At 57.0% G+C, this 23,479-nt stretch carries 18 protein-coding genes; 9 read left to right on the plus strand and 9 right to left on the minus strand.

Features of this window, described 5'->3' with window-relative positions; translation table 11 throughout:
• Nucleotides 1–40: 40 nt before the first annotated feature.
• The 3 genes from HS103_04290 to HS103_04300 are packed head-to-tail and all read right to left on the minus strand — an operon-like array spanning nt 41 to nt 4,309.
• Nucleotides 41–895, minus strand: coding sequence for a TIGR02452 family protein (locus HS103_04290; protein MBE7512018.1), 855 nt, complete (start codon nt 893–895; stop codon nt 41–43).
• 21 nt (nt 896–916) lie between these two features.
• Nucleotides 917–2,182 carry a peptidoglycan DD-metalloendopeptidase family protein gene (locus tag HS103_04295; GenBank protein ID MBE7512019.1) on the minus strand — a complete coding sequence of 422 codons (1,266 nt, stop codon included), beginning with the start codon at nt 2,180–2,182 and terminating at the stop codon, nt 917–919.
• Nucleotides 2,183–2,194: 12 nt separating this feature from the next.
• Entirely contained in the window at nt 2,195–4,309 is a 2,115-nt protein-coding gene (locus HS103_04300; protein ID MBE7512020.1) for a PD40 domain-containing protein, read from the minus strand.
• A 342-nt stretch (nt 4,310–4,651) separates the two neighbouring features.
• Between HS103_04300 and HS103_04305 the strand changes: the two genes are divergently transcribed.
• The 3 genes from HS103_04305 (at nt 4,652) to HS103_04315 (ending at nt 11,656) form a co-directional block, all read left to right on the plus strand.
• Nucleotides 4,652–9,568 (plus strand): TIR domain-containing protein, encoded by a 4,917-nt coding sequence (locus tag HS103_04305; protein ID MBE7512021.1) that lies wholly within the window; start codon nt 4,652–4,654, stop codon nt 9,566–9,568.
• A gap of 415 nt (nt 9,569–9,983) precedes the next feature.
• Nucleotides 9,984–10,997, plus strand: a complete 1,014-nt coding sequence (locus HS103_04310) for an aldo/keto reductase (GenBank protein MBE7512022.1) — start codon at nt 9,984–9,986, stop codon at nt 10,995–10,997.
• A 68-nt stretch (nt 10,998–11,065) separates the two neighbouring features.
• Nucleotides 11,066–11,656 (plus strand): TetR family transcriptional regulator, encoded by a 591-nt coding sequence (locus tag HS103_04315; GenBank protein ID MBE7512023.1) that lies wholly within the window; start codon nt 11,066–11,068, stop codon nt 11,654–11,656.
• Nucleotides 11,657–11,867: 211 nt separating this feature from the next.
• On the opposite strand, the gene HS103_04320 is transcribed toward HS103_04315, so the two are convergent.
• The 4 genes from HS103_04320 to HS103_04335 form a co-directional block, all read right to left on the minus strand.
• Complete coding sequence (locus HS103_04320) at nt 11,868–12,266, minus strand: response regulator (GenBank protein ID MBE7512024.1); 399 nt, start codon at nt 12,264–12,266, stop codon at nt 11,868–11,870.
• 102 nt (nt 12,267–12,368) lie between these two features.
• On the minus strand, nt 12,369–12,785 hold the full coding sequence (locus HS103_04325) for a response regulator (GenBank protein MBE7512025.1): 417 nt from the start codon (nt 12,783–12,785) through the stop codon (nt 12,369–12,371).
• 36 nt (nt 12,786–12,821) lie between these two features.
• A complete protein-coding gene (locus HS103_04330; protein MBE7512026.1) occupies nt 12,822–14,627 on the minus strand; it encodes a GAF domain-containing protein in 1,806 nt (601 codons plus the stop codon).
• Between the two features lie 227 nt (nt 14,628–14,854).
• On the minus strand, nt 14,855–16,033 hold the full coding sequence (locus HS103_04335; GenBank protein ID MBE7512027.1) for an FIST C-terminal domain-containing protein: 1,179 nt from the start codon (nt 16,031–16,033) through the stop codon (nt 14,855–14,857).
• 319 nt (nt 16,034–16,352) lie between these two features.
• Here HS103_04335 and HS103_04340 point away from each other — a divergent pair, with 319 nt between their 5' ends.
• Genes HS103_04340 through HS103_04365 form a run of 6 tightly spaced genes read left to right on the plus strand, consistent with a single transcriptional unit; the run spans nt 16,353 to nt 20,973 of the window.
• Complete coding sequence (locus tag HS103_04340; GenBank protein ID MBE7512028.1) at nt 16,353–17,180, plus strand: hypothetical protein; 828 nt, start codon at nt 16,353–16,355, stop codon at nt 17,178–17,180.
• A 4-nt stretch (nt 17,181–17,184) separates the two neighbouring features.
• Nucleotides 17,185–17,415 (plus strand): hypothetical protein, encoded by a 231-nt coding sequence (locus HS103_04345; protein MBE7512029.1) that lies wholly within the window; start codon nt 17,185–17,187, stop codon nt 17,413–17,415.
• A gap of 16 nt (nt 17,416–17,431) precedes the next feature.
• Nucleotides 17,432–18,355 (plus strand): hypothetical protein, encoded by a 924-nt coding sequence (locus HS103_04350; protein MBE7512030.1) that lies wholly within the window; start codon nt 17,432–17,434, stop codon nt 18,353–18,355.
• A gap of 51 nt (nt 18,356–18,406) precedes the next feature.
• On the plus strand, nt 18,407–18,844 hold the full coding sequence (locus HS103_04355; GenBank protein ID MBE7512031.1) for a hypothetical protein: 438 nt from the start codon (nt 18,407–18,409) through the stop codon (nt 18,842–18,844).
• 6 nt (nt 18,845–18,850) lie between these two features.
• Nucleotides 18,851–20,041 carry a hypothetical protein gene (locus HS103_04360; GenBank protein ID MBE7512032.1) on the plus strand — a complete coding sequence of 397 codons (1,191 nt, stop codon included), beginning with the start codon at nt 18,851–18,853 and terminating at the stop codon, nt 20,039–20,041.
• Nucleotides 20,038–20,973, plus strand: a complete 936-nt coding sequence (locus tag HS103_04365) for a ThiF family adenylyltransferase (GenBank protein ID MBE7512033.1) — start codon at nt 20,038–20,040, stop codon at nt 20,971–20,973. Before HS103_04360 ends, HS103_04365 begins: the two co-directional genes overlap by 4 nt.
• A 186-nt stretch (nt 20,974–21,159) precedes the next feature.
• On the opposite strand, the gene HS103_04370 is transcribed toward HS103_04365, so the two are convergent.
• Together HS103_04370 and HS103_04375 are read right to left on the minus strand one after the other, a co-directional pair.
• Nucleotides 21,160–22,257 (minus strand): hypothetical protein, encoded by a 1,098-nt coding sequence (locus HS103_04370; protein ID MBE7512034.1) that lies wholly within the window; start codon nt 22,255–22,257, stop codon nt 21,160–21,162.
• Between the two features lie 190 nt (nt 22,258–22,447).
• On the minus strand, nt 22,448–23,425 hold the full coding sequence (locus HS103_04375) for a threonine/serine dehydratase (protein ID MBE7512035.1): 978 nt from the start codon (nt 23,423–23,425) through the stop codon (nt 22,448–22,450).
• Nucleotides 23,426–23,479 lie beyond the last annotated feature (54 nt).

Consider the following 23,479-nt stretch of genomic DNA (forward strand, 5'->3'; position numbering starts at 1 on the left):
AAGCGTATCGTGATAGGCGGGGCTGTCAACCACGAAGAGGTCAATCTCCTTGAATTTTGCTGTAGGCGGCGAACTGTTCCCGAAAGGTGGCGAGCATTGCCCCGCCCCGATCATAAATGGAGAAGCGAATATGAGCGAAGCGTCCCCAGAACGCCCCCCCCTGTGTCAGGTGATGATGAAAGGTGGTGGCTACCATAAGCGGATCATTCTGAAATACCCCGCAGCCCCACGCCCCCAAGACAAGGGTGGGGATGTTCTGGCTCGCTGCCAGCGCCAAGACTTTTCCCGCCCGTTCATGCAAAACAGCCGGAATAGCCGGGATGCTCTCTGGTTCGTTGTGGCGGATTGCCCCGGCGTTTGGGGCGGGGCTGGTGATGAAATCAACGGCGTAAGGCTGCTCCAACAATGTGCCATCATCACGCCGAAAGACGGGACAGGCGGGGCTGTAGATCATCCGATCTGAATAGAGCGCCGCAGCGTGGTGGCGATGGTAGGCATAATAATCGGGGCAGCGCCGCAGGCTAGGGTACAGCCCCGAACTGCGAGCAAGCGATTCTTCTTGTGCTTGTGCGCCGCTCAGAAAACCTCCGCCAGCATTCCGTGCCGAGGCAAAGTTAAGCGCCCCCACACGGGTGTAACGCCCAGCAGCCACCAACCGCGCACACCCTTCCAGTGTTGTCTCGCTGATGACCTCAAAGGTCGTTTCGGGGTAGGGAGATGGGGTAGCGATGACTTGATCGCGCAGGGCGGCGAGGGAATCGGGATCGTAGCAGCGCGTGGCAGAAAGGCACGCCGCCAACGAGTGGGCAAGTGAAACATTCGCGCCGTTTGGGGTTTCGTATTCCCCTTTCTCTAGGATGGTGATTGTTTGGGCGGCAATGGCGCGACGATTCATACGATCTCTCAGAACTACCTGCTAACCAGAGGGGGTTGGCTCATGCTGGCTGAGGTTAAAATCGACAAAGGATGTTGTTGCTGAGCGGACGGTGACTTGCATTTCATAATCGAGATTGCCCACATTCACCGTGAGGGTGTAATCGCCCGCCGGAACATCGCCAAAGACAAAATTTTCCCGCCACACGTCGTCGGGGACAATATTCCAATAGGTTTGGCTGTCCGTCCAGAAGGGGTTCACATAGGTTGTTGTCGTATCTACGACGCGCTTCCGCTGCCAAAGACGGACAAGGGCATCTTGGATAGGCTGCCCATTGGGGGCAAGGATGCGCCCGGCAATGACACCATGCCCTTCAAAGGGGACCATCCACAAAATCGGGTTGCGCGTGGCATTGTATTTGTTGCTGCCAACGCGCACTTCAAAATGAACATGAGGTCCGCTGACCATCCCAGAGCGCCCGCTCAAGCCAACGACATCCCCCATGCGAACACGATCACCCGCTGAGACCAAAAACAAAGAAAGGTGTGCATAGAGGGTGTAGAGCCGGCGTCCGTTAAAGCCAAAATCGTGCTGGACGATCACGACATTGCCATAGGTGTAGGCGTATTCGGTATAGCCGTCCTCTGTCCAACTGTAGTTATCGGACGCCCAAATGACCAAGCCATCGCCGGCGGCGCGAACTTCCTTCCCATCCATGTTGGGGAGGTCAATCCCATGATGGACACGCAGCCCATTCAAGGGGCCATTTGAGCCGTAGACGTACCATGTTAATTGGGTGCTGTTTGCGCTGGAATCGACGGGGCGGCGAAACCAGAAATGGTCGCGGGGGTCAAGCGAGAGCGGGGCGAGTTCGGGCGGGGGCGAGAATCCGCCGGGTTGGGCGTTTGGATCACGAACCGTCCCACCTCTTGAGGGGATAGGGGCGGCAGCAGTGGGCGCGGGGCGGGTGGGGCTGGCGTTGGGGATCAAGCGCGTTGGGGTGGGTGTGGAGTCCCAGTAATTCGTCGCCATAGGCGTTAGAGTTGGTGGCTCGACAAGGGGCATGACGATCACCACGCCCGGTGTTGCCGTTGGGTTTAGCAAGGGATTGCTGATCACGCCGACCCATGCCGCATCACGCGGGGTGGGGGTGAGATCAGCGGTGGGAAGGATCGTCGCTGCGGGGGGGAGGGACACCTCGTCCCCACCAGAAGGGGGCGGGGCATTGCGGACGATGAAAAAAACGCCAAGCGCTAATGCCAAAAGCAGGACGAGGAGTCCCTGTTGGGTGCGGCGTGGGTGAGGCATGGTTATTTCCCGTTAGCCCCCATCCGGCGGGCGTGGGGTTGGTGTGCGGGAAGGACCAAAGGTGGGCGTAGCTTGCGGCGTCCGCGTGGGAATGGCGGTGGGACCGAACAGGAAGGCGTCAATTTCAGCTTGGGTATAGAGTTCAAACATTGCCTCTGCCCAGGCTAACCCCTCGCGTTTATCGAATTCCCAATAGAGCAGGCTTGGGAAATTGCTGCGCCATTGGCGCTCAGAAGGCAAGCGCTCCCACCCAAAATCGGCGGCAAGCTGTGTGAAATCGACATAATACCCTTTGGGGATCGCCCCCTTGCGCCGCCCGCCCTGTTCAAAGACGGCGGGATCGTTGCCCTCGATGCGGCTGGCGAAATCCCAGGGGTATTCCTTGAGCGGCTCGCCCAAGCGCCCATCCTGAAAGGCGGGATCGACGCGGATGTACACCCGCCAATAGGTGTTTGCCCCAATATCCTCGCGCATGATCTCAATGGGAGCGGGGGTGTTGAAGATCAGGTTGCGGTCAAAGGCAAAGGCACGTCCGGCGTAGTGCCAACTCTGGCGACTTTGACCGGGTTCGGGAAGGCGATCCCGCGTCCAGAGCAAATCGGCTGGCGCACCGAGAAAATCGTAGCCAATGCGCTGTGTTGATACCTCGCGGAGGGCGACGAAGCTATCGTCCACGCGGTCTGAGAGGACGGGCAGCGGGGCGCGTATGGCGGGCAAGCGGCGGAATTGGTAAAAGGGCGGGGAGGCGCTCTCTGGGGCAACCGCTTCCGAATAGAGCGGGGGATCGTTGGGTTTTGCCCCGCCGCTGGTGATGAGCGAATCGGGTAGTTCCGCCGCCGTCCAATGGGGGTGGCTGGCACGTCCCGGGAGGGAGATTGCCAACGGGGAGGCGACGCCGATCCCCGTTGCCAAGCCGCCAACAAGCGTTGTTTGCCCGTTAACATCCAAGGCAAAGACAAGGCTCTGACTGTTCGGTGACCACGCTGGTTCACGCCCCCGCCCAATGGTCAGCGGGACTCCGGTTGGGTTGTTGAAACTCTTGCTAAAGACGAGTTCTACCCCTTCGCTGTAGGCGCTGTAGGCAATATTTACCCCATCGGGACTCCATGCGGGGAATTTTTCCTCAATCGTTGGGGTGTTCGTCAGCCGCAGCGCTTCTTCTTCCACCGGACGATCAAGGCTGATCACGTAAATCTCGGCGTTCCCATCGCGCTGGCTTACATAGGCAATATTGCGCAGGCGGCTAGGGGCAGGACCCCATGCCGGAGCGTAATCGGGGGCGGGGTTGTAGGTGAGCCGCTGTGGTTCGCCGCCGCCGCCCGCCGCAATGATGTAAATATCGAGATTGTCGTTGGTGTACGCCTCGTAAGCAATGAACGCCCCATCGGGACTCCATGTTGGGTTTGCCTCGTAGCCGGAGGTCACCGTGAGCCGTGTGAGGGCGCCCGATTCCATGTCTAGCGTGTAGAGTTCCCAGTTTCCATCGCGGCGGCTGGTGAAGGCAATCCGTTTCCCATCGGGACTCCATGCTGGGTCCCGATCATCGACGGGGGTATTTGTCAGCCGGAGCGGCTGCGCCATGCCAATGCCCAAGACAAAGAGATTTTCCCGCCCCTCCACGCGCAGGGAATAGACGATGCTCCCGCCGACCCGTAAAGGATCAGGGACGGGCGAGGGGGAAGCCGTCGGGGTGAGGGTGGGCGTGGGGCTTGGAATCGTGGGGAGGATGGGTAGTGCGACAGCCCCATCGCTGGTGGGCGGGAGGCGGTTGGCAGTTCCGGCATTGTTCGTCGTCCAAAGGACGATGCCAATGAGGGCGATCAAGAGGACGACGGTGAACAAGCTCAAGACGCGGTTTTGGGATTTCAAGGGGTCTTCGCGGATGAGCGTGCGCGGCGTTTCGGCGGCTGCCCGCTGCGCCATGGACTGGCGGCGAAGGGTGGCGTTGTACGCCCCACGTCCGACGCTTGCCGTGCGAAAGACGATGGCAAGCACGGCAAGCAGCAGCGCCGTGAAGGACAACCGAAGATAGAACAACTGTCGCGCCAGCCAAGCGCCGCCCCACGCAAGAACGCGCAGCCCGGCATTGGTCAGTTTGTCTGCGGCGCGGAAAGCGCGAAGAAGCATACCCTCTCCCACAACGGTGCTGAGTGTTCAGCACACCGAACGTGGGAATGATACTCAAAGCCGCCCCTCTTGGCAATTTGTGTTTTGCTCCTTTCTAGGAGTCACACCCTTACCCTCATCCCCCTGCGACCCGCCTTCGGCGTGTACCCGCTCTCCCAATGGGAGAAGGGGGAAGCCATTTTTTGAGGGGGAAGCCCCCTCAACCTTCTCCTTTCAATACATACTAGGGTAAACACGTTCAACTGCGTAAGCCCTCCCTTCGTCAAAGACCCCCTCATTGACGCTCTCACCCTTTCCGGTGTACGCTTGGCAGACGCCGCACACATGGGGGGTAAGGTAACCATGAACCCTGAGACGATCCGCGAGATCAGCGATCTTTTGATGCCGCTATGCGGGGGAGAGGAGGAACGCCGCGCATTGTTCCTTGCCGCCTTAGGCAGCCGCCACCCCCTTTTGGCACAGATCACCTTCTCCGGCGCGGTGGGCGATTTTCTCCCCAACGCCCTTGACCGTGCCTATGCCTATGGGATGGTTTCCGAGGCGGACGAACGAAACGCCCTGTGGGTATTTTTGCTCACTGCCGCTGAACAGATGGGGGCGGATAAACAAGCGCGAATTGCCGCGCTGAAACGGGCGGTGAACCGCATTGATGCCCAACCCGGCGATCAGGTATTTCTCTCTTATGCCCGCAAAGACAAGGCGTTTGTCGATGCCCTCATCACCGATCTCAACCAACGGGGCGTCAAGGTTTGGATTGACCAGCGCGGCTTGAAACCCGGCACGCCCGATTGGGAACAGGCAATTCGGGGGGCGATTCAGCGTTCGTGGGGGGTGCTGCTCGTCGCCTCCCCTGATTCGCGGCGATCCTCGTATGTGCAAGATGAGATCGCCATTGCCGAGATGTATAGCCGTCCGCTTTATCCTGTGTGGGCGGTGGGGGAGCATTGGATCGACTGCATCCCGATGGGTCTGGGGAAGATTCAATATGTGGATATGCGGGGGGACGCCTACCGCACGGGGATTGAGGCGATTGCCGCCGCCTTACGGGGACGGGAATCCACTGGAGAGATGCCCGCCGCGCCGCCGGCTGCCGCCGAAACGGGCGGTGAGCCGCGCAACCCGTACAAAGGCTTGCGCGCCTTCCGCGCCGAGGATGAACGTGATTTCTTCGGGCGCGATGGGCTGATCAAAACGCTCATGGTGCGGTTGGAAGGCGAAAGGTTCGTTGCGGTGGTGGGCGCATCGGGGTCGGGGAAGTCGAGTTTGGTCATGGCAGGGGTGATGCCCGCGCTCCGCCGAGCGCACCCCGATTGGATATTCATTGATCCGTTCGTCCCCGGCAGACACCCGCTGGAACGAACGGCACTTGCCTTCAGCAGCGTCTTTCCGGCGCGGAGCGTCAAGGCGATTCTAGACGATCTGGACATGAGCGGCGGGCGTGGGCTGCACATCCTTGCCCAAAATGCCCTGAAAGCCCCCGGCGGGCGTGTCGTTCTCTTGATCGATCAGTTCGAGGAATTGTTTACCCTCACCGCGACGGAAAGTGAACGCCAACGATTCATTGATCTGCTGACAACAGCGCTTGCTGAGGGCAATTCGCCCCTGAATGTGATTCTCACGCTCCGCGCCGATTTTTATGATCGCCCCTTGAATTACGCCGATCTGGGGCGCTTGGTGAAGGATCACAGCGAGTCCATCCTCCCCTTCAGCCTGACCGATCTGAAAGATGCCATTGAGCGCCCCGCCGGACAGAACGATGTCCAACTGATCTTCGATCGGGGACTGGTCGCTGAACTTGTTTTTGAGGTGCGCGAACAAACGGGGGCAATGCCCCTCTTGCAGTTCACCCTCGATCAGCTTTTTCAACGGCGGGAGGGTCGCCGCCTGACCCGCGCCGCCTATGACGCCATTGGCGGGGTGCGCGGGGCGCTGGCGAAACATGCTGAGGCAACCTACCTTGCCCTCCCAAGCGACGCCCACCGCGCTCTTGCCCATTTTTTGCTCTTGCGCCTGATCGAACCCGGTGCAACGGAGCAAGATACCACCCGCCGCCGCGCCAACAGCGCCGATCTGGTGTTGACGGACGGAGCGGCATCGGCACGTCTTACAGAGGTGCGCCAAGCCTTTACCGAGGCGCGCCTTCTGACGGCGGATCGCGTTGGAGAGATCGAGACGGTGGAGGTGAGTCACGAGGCGCTGATCCGCGAATGGGGGCGGCTGAAAGTCTGGCTGAGCGAGGGGCGCGAGGGGATTCGCGCACAGCAAATCGTCGCCCAGGATGCGGCGGAATGGCGGCGGAAAGGAAAACGCCCCGACGATCTGTATCGCGGGAGCAAGCTGATTGACGCCCAAGAGTGGGCAAAACGCGGCTCGGCAAGCGGGTTGGAGGCGGAATTCATCGCCGCTTCAGAGGCGGCGGAACAAGCGCGGGCGGCGGATGAGCAGGGGCGCATTGATCAACTGCGCCGGATGGAAGTGGGGGCAAGGCGCACCCGTCAGCGGTTGTTGATCACGACGGTGTTCGCGGCGGTGATCATTATGGCGGCGATCCTTGCCGCCTATCTTGGCTTTCAAGGGCAGCAATTAGCACGAGAGCAGGAGAATACGGCAAAGAAAGCCGTCGCTGCGGCACAAGACACCTCTACGGCGATTGCAGGGGTTGCCGCCACCGCTGAGGTGAAGCAAGCGACTGCCGAACAAAAGGTGAGGGATGCCGAGATAAAAGCGGCTGAGGTGGAGAAAAAGATCGCCGCCGCCGATGCCAACCTGACCCGCACAGAGGTGCTGCGCCTTGCTGCGCTCTCGGATACCGTTTTCGCACAGGGAGGGAATGCCGCCACCGCCGCATTGCTGGCGATCCGCTCGCTGAGGACGGGCAGCACGTCAGAGGGGGATTTAGCCCTTCAGCGGGCGCTGGCGAGTCTTTACACGGCGAAGGTCTTTGCCCGTACTCAGTCGCCTTTTTCGCCCATAGGGATTCTCGCTTTTTCGCCCGATGGTCAGTTTGCGCTCATTCAGGCGGATAGTGACCTGCAATTGTGGGCGGTGGAACAGGGCATTAAGATGGGGAGCTTTCCGCTGACGACAAGTACAAGTCCCCCTCAATTTTCTGCCGATGGGCAGTTCCTTGTCATGGGGATCAACGATAAAGTCATTTTCTATCGTGTGCAAACAGGGGAGGCAGTAAAGACCTTTGCCAACCCCACCCACTATACAACAAATGCCAGTTATAACTATGTTGTCCGCTATGCCGCACTCACCGCTGATGGCAAAACGCTCCTTACCTATAGCGAGGATAATGCGATTCGCCTTTGGGATGTGTCCGCCGAAAAAGAGCTTCCGGCGTGGTCACAGGCAGTTGATGGGTTAAGTGGGGTGCAGCTTTCCCCCGATGGACGGTATGTCCTGTTTATCTTGAGCAACGGAGATGGCATGGCGCTGCATGAATTAACCAGCGGGCGCTTGGTGCGCAGCTATAAACCACACAGAAATACGATTTACAGGGCAGTTTTTACCCCGGATGGACAGGGAATTCTCACTGCCAGTGCGGATAGTACAGCCCGTTTGACGGATGTCTATACAGGGGAGGTGATCCAAATTTTTGCGGGGCATAGCAATGATGTGTTGTACGCCGCCATCAGCGCTGATGGGCAGAATGTCCTCACGGGGGGGCTGGATAAGACGGTGCGCTTGTGGGAAACGGTTTCCGGCAAGGAAATCCGCCGTTTCACGGAACATCAAGCGCCGGTATATCGGGTTGCCTTTTCTCCTGATGGGCGCTACGCCCTCAGTGGGGATCAACAGGGGCAGGTGCGGTTATGGGCAACGGATAAATCGCAGACTGTTCGCCAATTCACGGCAGAGTCGCCCGTTTACAGCGTTGATTATTCCCCCGATGGGCGCTATGTGGCGGCAGGGATGGATGGGGGGGATGTCGTTATTTGGGACACTCGAACAGAATCCGTCGTGCGACGATGGAAGGCGGATGATGTCCACCTCAACGAGGTTCGTTTTTCCCCTGATGGGCGCTATCTGGTGACGCTGAACGCTGGCGCTAGAAATGTCATTTTATGGGATATTGCCACTGGAAAACGCCAACGCGACTATGGTCAATATCCCCGTGAAGGGTGGGACATTGCCTTTTCTCCCGATGGGCAGTACCTTGCCGTTGGCAATCTGGACGGCATCGCTTACCTCTACGACACAATGACAGGGGCGCTGCTGCGCACCTTTGCTGGACACTCCAAAAACGTTTATGGGGTGGCTCTTTCGCCCGATGGAACGTCCCTTGTTACCGTTAGTGCAGATGGCAGGATGATTCTGTGGGAGGTGGCAAGCGGGAAGCAACTGCGCATCTTTGAAGGAGACGGCGTAGAAATCCTCACAGTTGCCTTTTCTCCCGATGGACGGTACATCGTCACAGGGGGAGGTGGGGGTGGCAACCCCGCGCCGCGCTTGTGGGAGGTGGAAACGGGGAACACGATCCGCTTTTTTGGCGATGGCGTCGTCCGTGTCAACGTTACCCGCGTTACTTTTTCTACTGACGGGCGCTATGTTCTCGCCACCACCCGCGATCCCGACGACCCGACGCGGGGGTATATCTATGTGTGGGAGGTGGAGAGTGGGCGACTAATACGGCAACTGATTGGACACCGCGATTTTGTCAACAGCGCCCGTTTCTCCCCTGAGGGATTGCATATCGTCAGCGGCGGGCAAGATGGCACGATTCGCCTGTGGGATACGGCGGTGATGGGGATGGTGGACTATGCCTGTTCACGCTTGTTTGGCGATCTGACAAAGGAAGAACTGGTGACCTTTGGAATCAGCGACACCACCCCAAGCTGCCCAACCTTTGCCGCCATCACCGATATGACCGCTGCCCACCCAACGGCGACACCTCTTGCCCAACCATGGACGCCCGTCCCGACGGCGCTCATCCCTCAGACAACGCCCATCCTGCCGCTCCCCACATGGACGCCATTCACCCCGACAGCAACCTTCCTCCCGCCTGCAACGGTGACTGCCGCGCTGCCGCCCAATACACGCCTCCCCGTTACTGTCACGCGGGATGCCTCACCGCTGCCAACGGTGACGTTGGACATTCCGCCCGTCACGGCGACGCTGAACACGGCGATCCCTTCGCCAACGTTGACCCCAACGCCGCTGCCAACGAACACATCTGCTCCACTCCCACCGCTGCCAACGATCTTTTTCCCGCCGACGCCCACCTATGAGCCAACGCGGACACCGCGCCGGTAACTTGGTTGTGGTGAGGGTTTGGGGTCAGAACCCCTAACCCCCCGGTTACTGCGCCGCAGTCCCCTTTCCCCGTACACAGGGAAAGGGGAGAAAGTCCCTCTCTGTGTTAGGGGGTGGGGCAATCCTCGTAGGGCGCTCACGGGCGGCGATGGGCGCAAGGCATGGCGCCCTTACGAGAATGACACTCTCAACAGAGCCTAGACCACTCGGTGCTTGGGCAACTCGTTTAGGCTGACCTAATGGCGGACACGCCTTTCAACCCCGCACCCTTCATGGCGGGTCGTCTGTAGGGAAGCGTCATGTACGCTTCCCTCATTCCCGTTGGTAAAATTCAACAAATGGTCTGACTGACAAATATTGACATCTGTCATTTTATATATTATACTGCGTCCATCGACTGTTGACAGAGGGCATCATCATGACTCGCACGCTTGGTTCTGCCGGACTTGCTGTCTCGGCAATTGGTCTTGGTTGTATGGGCATGTCGGATTTGTATGGTCCAAGTGATGAGGCGGAGAGCGGCGCCACACTTCACGCGGCGCTTGAGGCGGGGATCACCTTGCTGGATACCGCCGACTTTTACGGGATGGGACACAACGAACGACTAATTGGTGAGGCACTGCGCAGCCATACTCGCCAACAGGTTGTGGTTAGCGTTAAGTTTGGTGTGTTACGCGCACCGAATGGCAGTGTCGGCGGGCTTGACGGGCGACCAGCCGCCGTCAAAAACTTCCTCGCCTACACCCTGCGGCGGCTTGGTACAGACTATGTGGACATATACCGTCCGGCACGGGTCGATCCCAATGTACCGATTGAGGACACCGTTGGGGCAATCGCGGATATGGTGAAGGCGGGGTATGTGCGGCACATCGGTCTTTCCGAAGCGGGAGTTGATACGCTGCGCCGCGCACAAGCCACCCATCCCATCGTTGATCTGCAAATTGAATATTCCCTGTTCTCACGCGGGATTGAGGCGGAGATTCTGCCAACCTGCCGTGAGCTTGGCATTGGGGTGACAGCTTACGGCGTCCTCTCGCGTGGGCTGCTGAGTGGGCATTGGTCGAAGGAACGGACGATGGCGGCACACGATTTCCGCAAGGCAAGTCCGCGCTTTGATGGGGAAAATCTGGATCATAATCTTGGGCTTGTGGACGCCCTGCGCGAGATTGCACAAGCAAAGGCGGTAACTGTTGCCCAGATCGCTATTGCGTGGGTATTAGCGCGTGGCGAGGATATAGTTCCGCTGGTGGGAGCGCGGCGGCGGGATCGTCTGACGGAAGCGTTGGGCGCACGGAATGTTTTTCTGACAGCGGACGATTTGGCGAAGATTGAGCGTGCTGTGCCGCTTGGCGCTGCCGCCGGGGAACGTTATAATGTGCATGGGATGGCGTCCCTCGACAGCGAGCGCGAACGGCGTGGCAGCGCCTGAACTATCCTTCATTTGGTGATGGATGAGCGAAGTCACCCATCCTATGTAAACAGCAGCACGGCGATGTGATGACCGAAACAGCACTCACCCCTGAACAGATTTTGGAAGCGGCAGAAGATGTCCTTCGTCGGTTTGGTCCCGCCAAAGCGACAGTCGTTGACGTTGCCCGCGTGTTGGGGGTGAGTCACGGGAGTGTTTACCGGCACTTTCCAAGCAAGGCAGCCTTGCGCGATGCCGTCACCGAACGCTGGTTGGCGCGTCTTTGCGCACCATTGGCAGCGGTGGTGGGGGAGAATACGCCCGCCCCAGAGCGGCTGCGGCGCTGGTTTGATCTCTTGATTCGCTCCAAACGAAGCCGTGCGCTAGACGATCCCGAACTGTTTGCCACCTACATTCAACTTGTCGCCGGCGCAAGAGATGTCGTCAAAGGGCATGTCGATACCCTTGTCAGCCAGATCGCCCAGATCATCGCCGAGGGGGTTAAACAAGGCGACTTTACAGTAAATGATCCTTTTGCCGCAGGGCAGGGGGTGTTCTATGCCACAGCACGCTTCCATGATCCTGTTCATGCCGCAGAGTGGGCTGATCTGAACATCGATGCGGCATTTGAGAGCGTCTGGACGCTTCTTATGAGAGGTCTCGGCGCAGGCAATCCGTGATGAGACTATGGAAGAAACGCCCACTAATAGTTCGTCAGGAAGGTAATTAGTGTAATTCCCGTAGGGGCGCAATGCCTTTTGCGCCCATCGCCGCCCGTGAGCGCCCGCTGCTTTAGCGGCGGGATCATGCGTTATCCCGCCTTTTCACTGTGTTTGTACTTAGGGTGTGTAAGCAGCCCCTCCCACGGTGGATTGAACGCCTCTTTGTCCTTCAGCGCGTCACCCAGACGCCTTCGCCTCTGAGCATCATAGCGAGAAGATCGGGAAAGGTTTTTCGTTCTAGGGGCTTGCCCAGAAAGCCATCGAATCCGGCTGAACGCGCCTCGTTCATATGGCTTACATGGGTGGTGTAAGCAATGATTGGCACGCCCTCAAAAAGAGGCAGTCCACGCAGGGAGGATAAGACTTGATAGCCGTTCATGGCGGGCATTTCAAGGTCTAAAAAAACGACATGAGGGCGGGTGATCGTTCCAATTTTTTCGCTGATCCAGTGGCTATCGGTAATGACATCAACCTCAACCTCCAGCGCATGGAGCAAGTAGCCAAGGACATTGACGCTTGCCTCATCGTCATCAATGATCAGAGCGCGGATCCCTTTAAAGTCAGTCATGGATGGATTCCCCCCAAGAGTTTGTTTTTGGCAGTCGCCTCATCAGCGGATTCATCTGCGAACTATCCGACGAAGGTCAAAATTTTCCATAGATAGCCTTTCCTAAGGCACATACCAAACGCTTTCCCCCCCTAGCAGACGCTGCAGCAAATCGCCAAAGACTTTCTGGCGGATCGGTTTGCCAATCAAGCCATCAAAGCCAGCCTCTTGTAGTTTTACCACATCATAGGACATCACATTTGCGGTCATAGCGATAATGGTCGCCTCTTGATAGCTTGGCTCTTTACGAAGGAGAGCAAGCACATCATACCCAGTGGGGGGGCCCATCTGAATATCAAGAAAAAAAACATTAGGGTGATAGGGCAGTTCACGTAACTGCTCGATCAGATTAACGGCGGTGCTAAAAATAGTGAACTTTTTGTAGCCTAGCCGGTTATGCAGCAGCATATGCATGACTTCTCGGCTTAGGGTGTCATCCTCCACATAGACAAAGCAAGGGTCTTCTATCACATTCATCATTCGCTGCCTCGTGTACTCGTGTAGATGTGTAATGGGTTACACCTCAATCGATTTCATGGATTTGCTATAGCTTTCTGCCTGACTAAGGGTAAGGATCGGCAAGCGCACATAAAAGGTTGTCCCCGCCCCCTCCACGCTTTCAAACCAAATGCGCCCTCCATGCATTTCTACAAAGTATTTGGAGATGGGCATCCCCAACCCCGTTCCTACTGTGCCTGTCAGATCGTGCTTGGCTTGCTTGAAGGATTCAAAGACTTTGTTCCAATCTTGTGGGGCAATGCCAATCCCCGTATCACGCACGCTCACCTCAATTTCTTGGGTAGCCTCATCAAAACTGGCGCGTAGGGTGATTGTCCCTGTTTTGGTGAATTTGATGGCATTAGAGAGCATGTTCAAAAACACTTGGCGCAAGCGACGAATCTCGCCAAAGCTGGAAGGTAAGCGCTCAAGCTGCACCTCAAAGACGATGGGTTTGTCTTTGATCAGCCCTTTTCCCATCGAAACCACCGCCGCCAACACCGCATTAAGATCAACCCGTTCGATAAATAAATCCATCATGCCCGCTTCGATCTTCGTCAGATCGAGGACATCGTTGATCAGGGTGAGCAAATGCTCTCCGCTGGCAAGGATATGGCGGAGGGCAGATTCTTGCTGTTCATCAATATCCCCAATTAAGCCATCCGCCATAAATTCGGTGAAATTCAAAATGACGTTCAATGGGGTGCGCAGTTCATGAGACATGTTTGCCAAGAAAAGGGTTTTTGTTTTGTTTGCCTCTTCCGCTTCTTGGCGTGCTTGGTGGGCATCTTCATAGAGTTGGGCGTTGCGAACAGCGACGCCTATCTGGGTGGCAATGGTCTGGAGGAGCGCCACGTCCTCTGGATCAAAGGCATTCGGACGATCACTTTGAATATCCATCACCCCGATGATCTTCTGACCGATGCGCAGGGGTAAGGCAATTTCCGAGTTTGTGTCGGGGATAGCGGCAAGCGCCCAATATTCTGGATCGCTGTTTACATCTTGGGCAAGGTAGGGCAGCCCTGTGCGGTAGACGCGAATAATAATGCTTTTAGGGGCATCGAGGGGGATTTGATAATCTGGAAGCAGTTGGGCTTTTTGGTGGCGTCCCACCGTTGCATACGCCGTCATCACCTGAGATTCTTCGGAGGGTAGCCAAATGCTGACATAATAATAATCGAATTGAACCTGAATCGAACTGACGACCTCAGTGAGCAACTCGTCTAGGGTCAAGATTGAGGTGATTTGCTGCCCCACCTGATTGCTGATTTCCAGCCGCGCCCGTTGTTTTTTCAATTCCTCTAACTGGCGCTGTGTTTCCGCCAAGAGCCAATGATTATCAAGGGCTGTCGTTGTTTTATCTGCCAAGACGGTGAAGAAAGAGAGTTCTTCCCGCGTAAAGGGGCGTTCCGCCAGACGCGCCACATAAATCATCCCAAGCAGGCGATCATCTTGACCGATAGGAATGTACAAGGCGTTGTGAATCGGGTAATTGATCTTGAGAGGCGGAGCAAGCGCTTTGGAATGGAGGTGGCTTGACCAGATGACGACACGTCCAGCGCGAAGATCAGCTAAGGGATCATTGTTTTGGGTTGGTAAGACGATAGGGGCAGCCCGATTGAGGCGAACCCCACGAGAGACCTTTGGTTCTAGGGCATCCTGATCAGGGGAATACAGAAATAAGATAGCCAAATCGGTGCTAAGCAGGCGGGTAGCTTTATCAACAACCGCCTCACCGATTGGCTCTATGCCCAATAACCGTGTGGGCATGGAGGCGATTTCGTACAAAATGGAGAATTCGGTAATACGATCCTGATCGCTCATGAGTTCGATCCTCATAACGGCGTAATACGCCCGATATTCAGGCACTCGGGACGTTAACCATCGATGAATGACTCACTGACCTTACGCACGGACCCTCACCCCTAGCCCCCTCTCCCGCTACGCGGGAGAGGGAAGATGCACTTTTTTGAGGGGGCTTCCCCCTCAAGCTGCCCCTTTCGATGAATACGGGGTGAACAAACCCAACGGCGTAAGGTGAGTAAAGTGAATTACTCAGCCGCCAGCGCACAGATAACAATCGTTTTGTTATGGTAAGCGGCTAAGTTAACGCCTACCGGATTGGCAATTTCACCATAGGTATACATGCCCAGTAATGGGGTTTTTGTGCCGACAACCTGCCGAATCAGGGCGATCTCAGCGTCCACTTTATCGCCGAGGATGGGCAAACGGGAGACGCAATCGAAGATAAGGATCGCCCCCGCCGGGTTCCCGTTCAGGGCAAGCATGGCTTCTTCAGCCGCCTGTTTTGCGCCAACCATCAAGGAGTCGGGATCGCCCTGCATAAAGCGCACTACTGCATTTTCAGGGATGTGTCCCACACATTCAATCGCCCCATCAGGGCGCACCTGAACCACCTCACGAATCAGGTATTCGCCGCTCATTTGCGGCAGCCCAATGGGATGTGTGCGGGTAAAAGCATAGAATGTGGCGGGGCTGAGATCCGGCGCATCGGAGGCAAAGAGTTCTTGAAAGACTTCAAAGGCGGGACGACCATTGAGTTTCACAATGAACTGCCCCTCCGATTGGGTGACAACCAAGGCGCCACCCACCGGATTCCAGCCATGCCGCACGCCAATCCCAATCGGGCTTTTGGAACACAGCAAGGCGGCAACAATCGCCTGTGAGTAGGTCTGGTTATTAAAAAATTGGCGTGCCGGGGCGTGGTCGTTCGCACCGCCGCCGATGAGTGGGCAAATTGGACCGAGGGTGTCGGTCATGCCGGCGACAATATCCAGCAGTTTTCTATCCGCGCTGTCGGAAAGCACCATCAGCGCTTTGTGGTCTGCTGCATGGGCAGCCATCAGGTCGTTTTCCAGCGACTCGGCAACCTGTTCAGCGACGAGACGAATCGTTTGTTCCGCCATCTCTCCGACGGCAGTCGTAATCCTGATCTTGTCGCTTCGGATCGCCATAAGCGCTACGCTTTTCATTTGGGAGCCTTTGGCGGTGAGGTTTCCCCCCCCGCAGCAGCCAATTAGGGGGATACCCTTACTGATTGAGCGCACCCCACGTAATACCGCCGCTTGATCGTAGTTCTCGCTGGTAAACAGAAGAATAAAATCAGCCCGCTGATCATCCAATTTGGTGAGGGCTTGCTTCATCGCTGACCGACCAGCCAGATAAGGGTTTTGACGCCGACTTAGCCCTATGACAGCAGTGGTGGACATCTTCTACCTTCCTATTAATAATCTTTTTGGCTACTCTCTCTAATTGGGCAGTATAGCATTGAATGCCGTCTAAAAATGTAAAAATGGCAGTTGATTACAGGATTGTGATGAATACCAAGCGTGGCTCTACAGAGTGGGGAAGGGGCGAGAAAGGACATCGAGACAGCACGTCACTGTGAGGCAGAGGGTAAGGTGCAGACCCCCAATCTGTGGGCGTTTTTGGGGATTGATCTCCCATCGGGGGTGAAACACAGGTACAATGAACTACGTACAGCATCCTGTGACCCAAAGGCAATTTTTTTCACCGTCAGGATCGTTCATGCGTACTGTTGGACGTGGGCAAGCAATTTGGTTGGCGCTGATTGGCGTCTTGGTGTTGGTCGTCTCGTTGGCAAGCGTCGCCGGCGTTGCCAGTGTGCCACCGACAGTGGCACTTATGCTCGTCTTGGCATACCTTGCCGGAACATTCGTCACGCTGCGCGGGATTGATCTTAGCGCTGTAGGGCAGCAGGTTGGGCAGCGCGTGCGCGATCAGGCGCAAACCGCCCGCATGACGGGCGCGGCGCGGCGTGCCTCTCAAAAGGCGCGGGCGCGTTCGCCTTATACCAGCGACACGGCGCACGTTCTTGCCGATATTGGCTTGCTGGTGAACACCCGCCGCAAGGATAGCACATGGAATCGGCGCGTGGGGGAATCGGCGTCCTATGATGATGGGGCAATTCAGCCCTATATCAAACTGCGCATTGAGCCAGAGATCGCCGGACAAACGGCGCTGATTGAATTTGAGTTTTATGATCGCTCTGGCAACCTTCAATTTTCCCACCGGATGCAAGAATACCTCCGTGATGGGGAAAACCTGATCTTGTGTGAGCGCCAACTGCCCTTGCGCGATAACAGCGAACGCGGGCGGGCGGGACTTTGGGATTTACGTGTGCGGGTGAACAGCGAACTGGTTGGGATTCACGAATTCAGCATGTCCACCTCGGCGGCGGAACGGGGCGAAGCGCTTCCCTCGCGGGAGGAGTCGCGCAGCGCCCCCCATGAAGATCGTGGGCGGCACGTGTTGGCGGTAGATGAGGATGATCCCGTCAGCCTTGAGGATTTGCTCCGCGAACAGGCACGCCGCAGCCAAGCAAGCGAGAATTAATGCCATGTCACAAGTGACCATTCAGCGCTTGGTGCGCGGTGGACTCATGGGGGCGGGCGTCTTGATGGTGGGGCTTGCCGTAATCGCTGTGATACAGGGTGAGATAGACCCCCCTGCGTTGATCTTCATCGGGATTTGGGTGGCATGGGTCGTCTATATGGTGCTGCGCTCTGATCTGCTGACGAAACGCCCGCCGGAACACACGGCGGATGACGAAACGGCTGAGAATGGCTGAGTGAAGGAACTGGATCATGTCGAACTCGCGTGGCAGACGATCACGTAACAACGACCATGGCGGGTGGTGGTGGTTTTGGGGTGTCTTTATTTTTTTGACCGTCGCTTCCAAAGGACGCATCTTTGGCAGCAGTTCAGCAACCGTTGTTTTCTTTGGTATTTTGGTCGTGATGAGTTTGATCCATTTTGCCAGTACATTCGCTAACGGGGGCGGAAGGCAAAATGGCAACTCGGTATCGGCTCGTCTTGCCCGTGACATCCAACGCCGCGCCGAAGAGGAAGCAGACCGCCAGCGGTTCACCGCCCAAGCCCGCCGACAGATGAACACAGAGTACGATCCGACAGACCTTGAGCGCGAAAAAATGACCCCCGCCGAGGTTGGTAAGCGTGCCATGCGCCGCGCCGGAAACCGCCCCGACACATGGGAGTTGACCCTTGATGATATTGGCTTGCTTGCCTATCACGGGGACACCACGCCCGATCTGGTGCGCCTTGCCCCAGTCCCTACGGATGCGCAGCAGATTCGCCCCTTTTTGGTGATCTCGCTGCCCTACCAACGCGGGCGGGGAACGATCACCTTCGCCATCCACGACGAAGCGGGCGAGGAACGCTACACCTACAAGCAGCTTTATGAATTGAAACAGGGACAAAATTTCGTCACCACCAAAACATGGCTGCCGCTGCCCACGAATCGCAGTGGGGGGCGTTGGTCGGTGCGGGTGAGCATTGGCGAAACGGTATTCGCCGTCCATGAATTCATCGTTCGTCCCGCCTATGATGGGCAGATCAAGGAATTTATCAAGGAAGACGGCGAGATTGATCCCTGGCTGACCCATGCCGTTGAGCGCGAACGGTTGAATGGCGGCATGAGCCTTGACGAACTGCTGATGACGAATACCAATGATGCAGAAGAAGAAACGACTGCCTCTGCCCTTCATTAATTCTGACGATCTAGAACGAGACAACCGACGACAGCACAGGAGATGAACCCAATGACCGTTTGGTGGGGGACACGAGAGAACGTATCGGCGCGGCTGCGCCTAGAAGTAGAGGCGATGCGTGCCGCCTTTGCCGACACCTTCCGCCTTGTTGTCAAGCCCGGGCAAAACTTGTATTGGCTTGGCACGGTGGAGATCAACCTGAAAAACATCCCACAGCGGGAACACGCCCTGAAAATTCTCTATCCGGCAAGCTACCCAGACCGTCCGCCAGAAGCCTATGTGGTGAAACCGCAGATTTACAGCGAGAAGCACCAGTTTGAAGATGGGCAGCTTTGCCTCTTTAACCCAAAAGATGGCGAAACCTATGGGTGGAATCCCTCGCGCTCTACAGCAGTGACGGTAGCCGCGTGGGGCGTCCAATGGCTGTACGCCTATTATACATGGCGGGCAATTGGGACGTGGCCCGGCATTGAAGAACGGGTGAAGTGACGCGCCATGTTTCGGAGTTTATTCGGCGTGAATCCAGATCGCCTTCCTCGCGTCAGTGTTGCTCAGCGGGTGATTGATAAGATCGTCGCCAATGCGTTGATCTATGACACAGAGACGGGTGAAGTCCTTTTTGGGTTCACCCTCCCTAGCGCCGAGCGCGCCGAGCCAGATATGATCGTCCTTGACACCATTCCCCCTGACGACAGCGCGATCCGTTTGGGAGCGATGTTTGAACAGGGCGACGAATGGCAAAATGCGATCTTCAATTGGTATGAGGACAACTGGCGGCTGTGCCTTCAACGGGGTCTAGACGCTGCCGGAAAGCCGATCCAGCCGACGCTGCGCACCTCCCTAACCCATCTGGGAAATTGGCATAAACACCCCGGCACCTACACAATTCCCTCTGAGGGGGATTTGGCAACGGCGCTCGATGATCTTGCCGATCCAGAGATGGGAGCGCCGCAGCTGCTGGTGTTTTTGGCGACGGTTTGGGAAAAACTGCCCGAAATGCCGCCGCTTGAGGAACTGCTTGGAGAGGACGACACGAATGAGGAAGAAGAACCTTCCCCAACGCTTTTGAATCGCCTCTCCTCTCGCCTTCACACGCTTCGGGAGCGCTTTGCCAACGATTATGATGATGAGTTTGACGCGCACGGCGAGCCAGAGGCGGGCGATTGGCTGATCATTCCGATCAATGACACACGGTGGGTGCGCATTGATTTTTGGTATATCAGCCGCACTATCCGCCGCTTTGTGCGGGTACATCCGCTTGTGCTGCCCAATGAATCGCTGCCTGTCTTAAACAGCATTGGCTGGCACTTGGCAAACCCAGAACGGGTGCGCCTTGAGCGGGATACCCTTCGGGCGCAAAAATTTACCCCAGATTTCAAGCAGTATGATACGGATGGTGTCCCGCCCCTTGAAATTTGCAGTTGGGTGTGGCGTCCGCCTAGTCCGTACATCCTGTTTTTGGTGACGGATGCCGATTATCCGGCACGCCGTCCGCTGGTGCGGATCACCCCCGTCGCCTTGTTAAAAGCGTTAGCCAATGAACCGGAATTATTCCGCAAATTGTGGGAGGCATCAAAGCCCGTCCCCGCCTCTGCCTATCCAACATGGGCATGGACACCCGAACGCACCCTTGCCGATTTAGCAGCAGCAGTGGAAGCAAACCTCCTAGAAGGAAAGATGGCATGACGGCACGAGCAGATTGGGATCGTGTGGAGCGGCTTTTGGGAAAGGAATCCCTTGCCCAATTGGCACAGAAAAAAGTGGCGGTGGTTGGGTTGGGATCGGGGGGCGGGTTTGTTGCCCTTGCCTTAGCAATGAGCGGCGTTGGCGGGTTTGTTCTCATCGATGACGACACGGTAGAGGCGACGAACATCGTCCGCCATGTTGCCGATATGCGCGATGTAGGGCGTCCGAAGGTCGAGGCAGTGGCAGATTTGATCCACGCCCGCAACCCCGCCGCCCATGTGGAGGCGATCAGCGGGCGTTTGGAACAGCACGCGGCGAAACTTGCCGAAGTGGACTTGGTGATCGTCGGTGTGGACGGGGAATTGGTGAAGTATGAGATCAATTCCCTGTGCCGCCAATATGGAAAAACCGCCCTTTATGCCGGCGTTTATGAGCGGGGCGAAGGCGGCGATGTGACGATCATTCAGCCGAACAGTGGTCCCTGCTATGCGTGTTGGGCGCGGCAGCTTCGTGAGGATATTGCCGAGGCAACCGCCCGCGAGACGACGAACGCCCCCGCTGAAGACCTCGATTACGGGATGATCAGTGACGAAGGGACGATTGAAGCCGAACCCGGACTGTATCTTCACGTCGTCCGTGTAGCAAGCGCCCAAGCAGATATGGCGCTGAACACCCTCTTAGCCGGACAGCCGCAGCACCGCCCTTATCCGGCGAATACGGTGATCCTTGCCAATGTTGCTATGGAGATCATGGATGGGGTGACTCTTGCCCCTTACAGCGCCCAGTGGGTGAACATCCCCCGCGATCCATCGTGTTTGGTCTGTGGGACGCCAGCACTCACAGCCCTTTCACTGGATGCGGTGGCGGGCAGTTTGATCGGCGACGAGGAAGACGAAAACGAGGAAGGAACAATGGCGGCGGGCGTCTCTTGACACCCTCCGCCCAAACCTACCGAGCAGTCCGTCAGAAAGATTTCTAAAAGAACCCCTTTTCCCGCTTGCCGGGAAAGGGGGTGAACAGCCTCTCTCCGTTTATAGGGATGGACAAGGGGTGCGGTTGTGAAATGACTTATACCTTCTTGGTGGTCTACTCGTGACGATGTGCCGCACATGTTCGAGTCACGGACGGAAAATCCAGGCTTGGGTGGTTGCCTCAATATTGTAATCGTAGCCGCCCACAATCAGCACCGTCCCATTTCCCAACACCGTTGCCGTGCCATAGAACCGATCTGTATCGAACGATCCGTTCAACAGTTCAAAGGCGCCTGTTTGCGGGTTATAAAGTTCCAGATTTCGCGCCCCGTAAGAAATGAGCGGCTGCCCATTGGGGAGAATGACCACGGCATCAGCATTCCGAAAGCGCGTTGACCACATGCTTCCCGCCGGAATGAACACGCCTGTTTTCACATCATAGATTTCAGCGCTGGCATAAACGCCATTCCAATCCCGTTCATCGGCGCCGCCCGTGATCAGGACATTGCCATCGGGCAGCAGCGCCGCCGCGTGCTTTTGCCGCGCAACGGACATTGACCCTGTAACCGTGAAGCGGTTCGTTGCCGGGTCGTAAATTTCGGCGGTGGCGAAGATTTGGTTGTTGCCCCGCGCCCGCACCTGCCCACCGACAATCAACACGCGCCCATCTTGGAGCAGCGTCGCCGTGTGGTTATAGCGAGAGATGGTCATCATCCCAATGTTCGTGAAGGTGAAGGTGGCGGGGTCGAAGATTTCCGCGCTTTGCAGAATACCCGTCCCGTAGCCACCCGTGATCAACACGCGACCATCCTTGAGAACAGTTGCCGTGAACCCCGAACGGATGGTGGTCATGTCCCCAATGTAGGTAAATTCTTTTGTGATGGGGTCATAGACTTCGGCAGTGGACATCCGCCCCCGACGATTCACCCCACCAATGATGAGGACAAGCCCATTTCTCAAAAGCGCCGCCCCGTGACAGGCACGCGGACGATTCAACTCGCCAACAGGCGTAAACGCCCCCGTGGTTGGGTTGTAAATATCGGCATCGCTGTTGATGCGCCCATCGCCGGGAATGCCCCCCGCCACCAACACCGTACCATCTTGAAGAAGGGTTGCCGTGTGGCAGGCGCGGGCGCGGGTCATTGCCCCCGTTGGGTTCAACGATCCGCTGGCTTGCGCCGAGATCGGGGGCAGAACAGGGAACAAGAAACACAGAATGACTATGATTGCAATACGCCGTCGCATAAGACCTTCCAAAATCCCTCAGGGGATAGAGAATACATGGTGACTATTGATTAGAACTACTTTACCGTTATTCTCATCATTTATGAGTCACGGTCTGATCACAAGACCATAGTGTATGTCTTTAGATCACGCTACAAGTCTTTTAGAAGTTCCCTTCAAGGGCAGAGCGTAAAGCAGGAAGTCCCTCCCCTCAACCCCCGACAAGGATCGAGGCGATCACCGCCGGATCAGCGCTGCCACCGCTGATGATCGCCACCGTTTGGGCGGCGGGGGGGAGTTCCGCTTGATGGCAGCGCCACGCCGCATAGGTCAAGGCGCCGGATGGTTCGACCCACAGATGGTTGTTTAGGATGAGTTCCCGCGTGCTGGCTCTAATCTCGGTTTCGGTGACGGTGATCACCTCGTCTACATAGGCTTGCATATGGCGAAAGGTGAGATCGCTCAGAGTGAGCGTGCGAACGCCATCAGCAATGGTGCGCCATGCTTCGGCGGGGGTAATCGCCCGCAGCGCCCCACCGCGGAAGGATTGCTGCGCATCGTTGGCAAGCGCTGGCTCAACGCCAATGAGTTTCACGGCGGGATTCAGATGTTTCAGCGTAGCCGCTACCCCGCTGATCAAGCCGCCGCCGCCAATAGGCACAAGAACGAGATTGACCGTTGGTAAATCAGCATAAATTTCCGCGCCAATCGTCCCCTGTCCGGCAATGACAAGGGGATCATCAAAGGGGGGGACGAGCGTCCATGCCTGCCCCGCCATGAGTTCCGCCGCCACCGCCTCGCGGCTTTCGGTGGCGGGGTCATAGAGGACAACCTGCGCCCCATAGCCGCGTGTCGCCTCAATCTTCACCGCCGGAGCGTTGTTGGGCATGACAATGACGGCGGGAATCCCGCAGGCTTTGGCGGCAAAGGCAACACCTTGCGCATGGTTTCCGCTGGAATAGGCAATCACCCCCCGCGCCCGCACGTCCGAATCGAGGCTGAGGATTTTGTGTGATGCCCCGCGAATTTTGAACGAGCCAATCGGCTGCAAATTTTCCGGTTTCAACCAGAGTTGAGTGCCGTCTGCGGTGGCATGAAAGGCGGGAAGCAGCGGGGTATGGAAAGCAACCCCGCGCAGCGTTTGTTGGGCGCGTTGAATATCGGCTAAGGTGACAAGCGGTATGGTCATTGGGCGTAGTGTGCCGTGCAAGTTTCCGTTAAGAAAGATTATATCTCGCTCGCA

The organism is Anaerolineales bacterium, assembly GCA_015075625.1.
GTDB lineage: Bacteria > Chloroflexota > Anaerolineae > Aggregatilineales > UBA2796 > UBA2796.